We start from the raw sequence: 4,867 nt of genomic DNA, 5'->3' as shown, positions 1-4,867 counted from the left end.
GACGACGTCGCGGGTGACGGCACCACCACCGCCACCGTGCTCGCCCAGGCCCTCGTCCGCGAGGGGCTGCGCAACGTCGCCGCCGGCGCCAACCCGATGGCCCTGAAGAAGGGCATCGAGAAGGCCGTCGCCTCGGTCTCGGAGTACCTCCTCTCGACCGCCAAGGACGTCGAGACCAAGGAGCAGATCGCGGCCACCGCCTCGATCTCCGCCGCTGACCCCGCCATCGGCGAGCTCATCGCCGAGGCGATGGACAAGGTCGGCAAGGAAGGTGTCATCACCGTCGAGGAGAGCAACACCTTCGGTCTCGAGCTCGAGCTCACCGAGGGCATGCGCTTCGACAAGGGTCACCTGTCGGCCTACTTCGTGACCGACACCGACCGCATGGAGACCGTGCTCGACGACCCGTACATCCTGGTCGTCAACAGCAAGATCTCGACGGTCAAGGACCTGCTCCCGCTGCTGGAGAAGGTCATGCAGTCCGGCAAGCCGCTGGCGATCATCGCCGAGGACGTCGAGGGCGAGGCCCTCGCGACCCTGGTGGTCAACAAGATCCGCGGCACCTTCAAGTCGGTCGCCGTCAAGGCCCCCGGCTTCGGCGACCGTCGCAAGGCCATGCTGGGCGACATCGCGATCCTCACCGGTGGTCAGGTCATCAGCGAGGAGGTCGGCCTCAAGCTGGACACCGCCGACCTGTCGCTGCTGGGCCGAGCGCGCAAGTTCGTCACCACCAAGGACGAGACGACCATCATCGAGGGCTCGGGTGACGCCGACCAGATCCAGGGTCGCGTCAACCAGATCCGCGCCGAGATCGAGAAGTCGGACTCCGACTACGACCGCGAGAAGCTGCAGGAGCGCCTGGCCAAGCTGGCCGGTGGCGTCGCCGTCATCAAGGCCGGCGCCGCGACCGAGGTCGAGCTCAAGGAGCGCAAGCACCGCATCGAGGACGCGGTGCGCAACGCCAAGGCCGCCGTCGAGGAGGGCATCGTCGCCGGTGGTGGCGTCGCTCTCGCGCAGGCCACGGCCGTCGCGTTCGACAAGCTCGAGCTCGAGGGTGACGAGGCGACCGGTGCCAACATCGTGCGCGTCGCGCTCGAGGCCCCGCTGAAGCAGATCGCCATCAACGCCGGCCTCGAGGGCGGCGTCGTGGCGGAGAAGGTCCGCAACTCCGAGACCGGCTGGGGCCTCAACGCCGCCACCGGCGAGTACGTGGACCTGATCGCGGCCGGCATCATCGACCCGGCCAAGGTCACCCGCTCGGCGCTGCAGAACGCCGCCTCCATCGCGGCGCTCTTCCTCACCACCGAGGCCGTCATCGCCGACAAGCCGGAGAAGAACGCCCCGGCCATGGCCGGCGGCGGCGACGGCGGCATGGGCGGCATGGACTTCTGAGTCCACACCGCTCAGCGTCCCGCTGAGCACTGCACCACCAGCACTGCCCGGCAGGGGCGGTCCGCTTCGGCGGGCCGCCCCTGTCGGCGTCCTGGCTGGTCTCCCCGACGATCATGGACCTGCGGTGGCGACCCGCCGATGCTGCTCGGCGCGTCGCCCCGCTGACCCCATGATCGTCAGCGGAGTGGCTGGGGCGGCTCCGGTGCTCGTCCGCAGTTATCCCGGGTCGCTGATCGCGGGGCCGTCGAGCGCATGGCCGTTGGTGCGCATCCGGCTCCGCAGTTCGGTGAGCCGCTCCACGACCAGCTCGCCGGCCCACTGCGCCTCACCGAGGCCGGCCAGCACCCAGGACGGCGGCTGGCCGAGCTTCCCGCTGAGTGCGCTGACCTTGCCCACCGCCAGGACGGCGAGCGTCTGACGACTCGCACCCGCGCCGGGCTCGCCGGTCCGGCCCCGGGCCCGGTCGGCCTCCGTGCGCGCCGGGTCGCCGTCGTCGTAGCTGCGGAACGGCCGCAGCGGCGACCACGGGAGCAGCCGCCAGACCCCGGCCTGTACCAACCGGCCGACCCACTCGTCGAAGCCCAGCGCACCCCAGTCCAGCCAGTCCTGCAGCGAGCCGTCTCCCTCGTCGGCCTGCGCTGCGACGTCGGCCAGGCCGGCCGCGGCCGCCCGCTCGTGGTCCATCTCCACGGCGTCCTCGGTGTGCACCAGCGCCCCGCAGAGCGCGAGGTCCAGGATCAGCCCGCCCCGGACGACGTGGTCGTCGAAGGTCAGGCCGCGGGGCCGGCCGCGCCGGTTCAGGCAGAGGGCGGCCAGCCGGGTGGCGGCCAGGTCGGTCAGCTGGTCGCTCACGTCCGGACCGGGGCGAAGCAGCAGAACTCGTTGCCCTCGGGGTCGGCCAGCACGTCCCAGTCGATGGTCCCGGCGTCGGGCTCGTTGTCCGGTCCGGCGTCCCGGCGGCGGACCAGGGTGGCCCCGTGGGCCAGGAGCGCCTCGGTGTCGCCGACGACGTCGTGGTGCATGCGGTTCTTCACCGTCTTGCCCTCGGGCACCGGCACCACCCAGATCAGCGGACCGGCGCCGGACCGGTCGACGATCGGCACCGGCCAGCCCGTCGGCCGGACCCAGCCCTCCTCGTCGGGCTCGACGTCGTCACGGCGGACGTAGCCCATCGCGGTGCACCACCAGTCGGCCAGTGCCTGGTGGTCCACGGCGTCGAGGCACAGGTCCTTGAAGCGCGCGGAGGAGTCGCTCATGGTCGAGCAGGGTAGGCGGCTGCGGTGACGGTGATCATCGGGACGTCGGGCTGGCAGTACCGCGACTGGCGCGGCCGCTTCTACCCGCCGGTGCTGCCGCAACGACTCTGGCTGGAGCACCACGCCGAGCACTTCGCCACCGTCGAGAGCAACAACGCCTTCTACCGGCTGCCCGAGCAGACGACCTTCGAGCGCTGGCGTGAACGCACCCCGCCGGACTACCGGTGGGCGGTGAAGGCCTCCCGCTTCCTCACCCACCTCAAGCGGCTGCGCGAGCCGGCCGAGCCGGTGGCCCGGCTGATGGACCGCGTGGCCGGCCTGGGAGACCGGCTGGACGTCGTCCTGCTGCAGCTGCCGCCCACGCTGAAGGCCGACGTCGAGCTGCTCAGCGAGTGCCTCGGCCAGTTCCCGGCGGGCACCCGGGTCGCGGTGGAGCCACGGCACGAGAGCTGGTGGACCGACGAGGTCCGCGGCCTGCTCGAGCGGTACCAGGCCGCGCTGTGCTGGGCCGACCGCGCCGAGCAGCCGATCGCCCCGCTGTGGCGCACCACCGAGTGGGGCTACCTGCGACTGCACACCGGAGCCGACGGCTGGGGCTACCGGCCGGAGACGCTGGAGCTGTGGGCGCAGCGGCTGGCGGAGACCTACGGCGCCGACGACGTGCTCGTCTACTTCAACAACGACCCCGGTGGTGCGGCCACCGTCGACGCGGTCACCTTCGCCGACGCCGTCCGGGCCACCGGGGGTACGCACACCCGGGTGCCGACGATGGCCCAGGCCAGCGGCGCGGCCTGGCCGCCGAAGCCGCCGCCCAAGGCGCCGAGGACGCCGAGCCGTCAGAGGGCGGCAGGGTCCTCGGCGAACGTCATGCCCAGCTGACCGGCGGCCTGCTCGAGCACCGACTGCACGGCCAGGGTGTCCGCCAACGGCATGACGGTGCTCTCGGTCCGCCCGGCCCGCAGGCACTCGGTGACCTCGATCAGCTCGTGGGAGTAGCCGCCACCGAGCTGCGGGAGGGTGATCTCCTCCGCGTCCACCCCGACCCGGTGCAGCACGATCGTCTGCGGGTGGTGGAAGCGGGGGAGGACGTCGATCCAGCCCGCCGTCCCGAAGACCCGGGCCTGGCCGGGCAGCGCGTTGCGCAGCGAGGTCATCAGGGTGGCCGAGCGGCCGTCGGCGTAGCCGAGCAGCAGCGAAGCCTCGGCGTCGACGCCGGTCTCGAACAGCGAACCGGTGGCGGTCACGGTGTCCGGGTCACCGAGCAGCATCTGGGCGAAGGAGACGACGTAGACGCCGAGATCGAGGAGGGCGCCGCCGCCGAGCTCCTTGGCGAACAGCCGGTCGGTGGGGTCGAACTCGCGGGACACGCCCAGGTCGGCCTGCACGGAGCGCACCTCGCCGATGGCGCCCTCGGCGATCAGCTCCCGCGCCCGGACGACGGCCGGCTGGAACCGCGTCCACATCGCCTCCATCGCGAAGACGCCGGACGTGCGCGCCGCCTCGACCACCTCGGTGGCCCCGGCGACGGTGGCGGTGAACGACTTCTCCACCAGCAGCGCCTTGCCGGCCTGGATCGCCCCGAGCGAGACGGCGTGGTGCTGCGGGTGCGGGGTGGCGATGTACAGGACGTCGACGTCCGGGTCGGCCAGGATCTCGGCGTAGGAGCCGTGCGACCGCCCGATCCCGTGCCGACCGGCGAAGGCCTGTGCACGGTCCAGCGAGCGGGAGGCGACGGCGACCGCCCGCGCGCCGTCGACGTGCGCGAAGTCCTTGACCACCTGCTCGGCGATGCGGCCCGGCCCGACGACTCCCCAGCGGATCTCCTCAGTCACGCCCTGACCGTAGCCGGGGCACACTGTCGGGGTGGCACTGCTGATCGACACCCCCGTCTGGCCCTGGCGGGGGCGGCGGTGGTCGCACCTGGTGAGCGACACCGGCTACGACGAGCTGCACGCCTTCGTCCAGCAGCACCTGGAGATCCCGCGGCGGGCGTTCCAGGGCGACCACTACGACGTCCCGGAGGAGCTGTACGCCCGCGCCGTCGCCGCCGGGGCGGAGCCGGTGGACTGTCGTGAGCTGCTGCAGCGGCTGCTCGCCGCCGGCCTGCGGGTCAGGAAGACCCGGGCCGCCTCGTCCTAGTAGGTCTCCTCCGTGGTGGACCGGCGGACCGGCCCGCCCTCGTGGCCGTCCGTGCGCACCACGCGCCGGCGGCGCGGTGC

At 72.5% G+C, this 4,867-nt stretch carries 6 protein-coding genes; 3 read left to right on the top strand and 3 right to left on the bottom strand.

Annotated features, from left to right (window positions below):
- Positions 1-1,392 (top strand): chaperonin GroEL (gene groL / locus G5C62_RS25640; protein WP_164703228.1); only part of this gene is annotated, 1,392 nt, incomplete at its 5' end.
- Between the two features lie 216 nt (positions 1,393-1,608).
- Here groL and G5C62_RS25635 read toward each other — a convergent pair.
- Together G5C62_RS25635 and G5C62_RS25630 are read right to left on the bottom strand one after the other, a co-directional pair.
- Positions 1,609-2,244: a hypothetical protein gene (locus G5C62_RS25635; protein WP_164703227.1), complete on the bottom strand. Its 636-nt coding sequence runs from the start codon at positions 2,242-2,244 to the stop codon at positions 1,609-1,611.
- A complete protein-coding gene (locus G5C62_RS25630; protein ID WP_164703226.1) occupies positions 2,241-2,648 on the bottom strand; it encodes a VOC family protein in 408 nt (135 codons plus the stop codon). The genes G5C62_RS25635 and G5C62_RS25630 overlap by 4 nt, the downstream gene beginning before the upstream one ends.
- A 24-nt stretch (positions 2,649-2,672) precedes the next feature.
- On the opposite strand from G5C62_RS25630, the gene G5C62_RS25625 reads away from it, so the two are divergent.
- Positions 2,673-3,527 carry a DUF72 domain-containing protein gene (locus G5C62_RS25625; protein ID WP_164703225.1) on the top strand — a complete coding sequence of 285 codons (855 nt, stop codon included), beginning with the start codon at positions 2,673-2,675 and terminating at the stop codon, positions 3,525-3,527.
- Here G5C62_RS25625 and G5C62_RS25620 read toward each other — a convergent pair.
- Positions 3,485-4,480, bottom strand: a complete 996-nt coding sequence (locus tag G5C62_RS25620; protein ID WP_164703224.1) for a Gfo/Idh/MocA family protein — start codon at positions 4,478-4,480, stop codon at positions 3,485-3,487. The genes G5C62_RS25625 and G5C62_RS25620 overlap by 43 nt on opposite strands.
- 31 nt (positions 4,481-4,511) lie before the next feature.
- On the opposite strand from G5C62_RS25620, the gene G5C62_RS25615 reads away from it, so the two are divergent.
- Positions 4,512-4,787 (top strand): DUF4031 domain-containing protein, encoded by a 276-nt coding sequence (locus G5C62_RS25615; protein ID WP_164703223.1) that lies wholly within the window; start codon positions 4,512-4,514, stop codon positions 4,785-4,787.
- Positions 4,788-4,867 lie beyond the last annotated feature (80 nt).

This window comes from Modestobacter sp. KNN46-3 (assembly GCF_011039295.1).
Note: the sequence above shows the minus strand (reverse complement) of the source record. Positions and strands in the feature narration are given on the sequence as shown.